Here is a 1,355-nt window from a genome sequence, read left to right as displayed (position 1 = left end):
GGGACCTGACCCCCTGGTGGTGGACACGCTGAAACCAGCATGTCGCTGGGGAAGTGAGGTACCTTTCCACCATGCCACGCAAGACCTACACCGAGCGGTTCAAGCGTGACGCAGTCTCGTTGTACGAGTCGACTCCCGGAGCCACGATCAACGCGATCGCTTCCGATCTCGGGGTCAACCGCAACTCGCTGCGCAGCTGGCTCGATGCCTTCGGCACCGGCACCAAAACCAATGCCAACGGTGAGAAAGTCGCCAGCCCCATCGCCGCGTCGGACTCCGCCACCGCTGCCTCAGGACTGTCGGACGCCGAGCGCATCCGCGTACTGGAACGCGAAAACGCCAAACTCCGCGAGGAACGAGAAATCCTTCGTAAGGCGGCCAAGTATTTCGCTTAAAGAGACGAACTGGTGAACCGCTTCCGGTTCGTTGACGACCATCGAGACTTCTATGAGGTCAAGCGGTTATGCCAGGTCCTGAAAATCAATCGGTCCTCTTACTACGCCTGGAAATCTGCTGCTCCTGCCCGCCGGCAACGCCTCGTCGATGACGCGGTGCTGGGAGCGCAGATCAAGACCACCTTCAACGCCGAGAACGGCTGCTACGGCGCGAAACGAGTGACTGCGGCGATCAACTCCGATCCCGTCAACGACCGGGGCAAGGGCGGCCGTCTCAATCACAAGCGCACCGCCCGGCTGATGCGGCAGATGGGCCTTTTTGGTTTCACCAGGAAACGCCGGGTGAAAACGACGACGTCGAGTAAACGGGCCCCGAGGTTTCCGGACCTGCTGCAACGCCGGTTCACTGCGGACAGGCCGAACGCGGTCTACGTCGGCGACATCACGTACCTGCCGATCGCGGACGGGTCGAATATGTACCTGGCCACGGTTATCGACTGCTAATCGCGGCAGTTGACGGGGTTTGCGATCGCTGATCACATGCGCACCGAGTTGGTTGAAGAAGCCCTGACGATGGCCCGGAAGGTTCGCGGGAGCCTAGACGGGGCGATCTTCCACTCGGATCACGGCAGTGTTTATACCTGTGAGCAGTACCGGAGGTTATGCGTGCGCTTCGGTGTCACCCAGTCGATGGGCGCGATCGGGACGAGTGGGGACAACTCGTTGGCGGAGCCGTTCAATGCCTCGTTGAAGCGGGAAGTCCTGCAGGATGAGTCTGTTTTCGCTAGTCAGTTGGCCTGCCGCCGGGATGTGTTTCGGTGGTGCACGCGGTACAACACCAAACGATTGCATTCATGGTGCGGTTACCGCTCACCGAACGCCTTCGAAGCCGCCGGGTTAGCTACACTTACCATCGCATCATGATTAAATCCCCGTGTCCACTTTCCGGGGTTCGGGCCC

The 1,355-nt window shown here is 60.4% G+C and carries 1 pseudogene; it reads left to right on the top strand.

The features are described 5' to 3' along the window. The first annotated feature begins 71 nt into the window (after nucleotides 1–71). Nucleotides 72–1,319, top strand: a pseudogene (locus HMPREF0298_RS00670) (IS3 family transposase). Nucleotides 1,320–1,355: the final 36 nt, after the last annotated feature.

It is taken from the genome of Corynebacterium lipophiloflavum DSM 44291, assembly GCF_000159635.1.
Lineage (GTDB): Bacteria > Actinomycetota > Actinomycetes > Mycobacteriales > Mycobacteriaceae > Corynebacterium > Corynebacterium lipophiloflavum.
The sequence above is the reverse complement of the archived record's forward strand: the minus strand, read 5'-3'. Positions and strand labels throughout refer to the sequence as shown.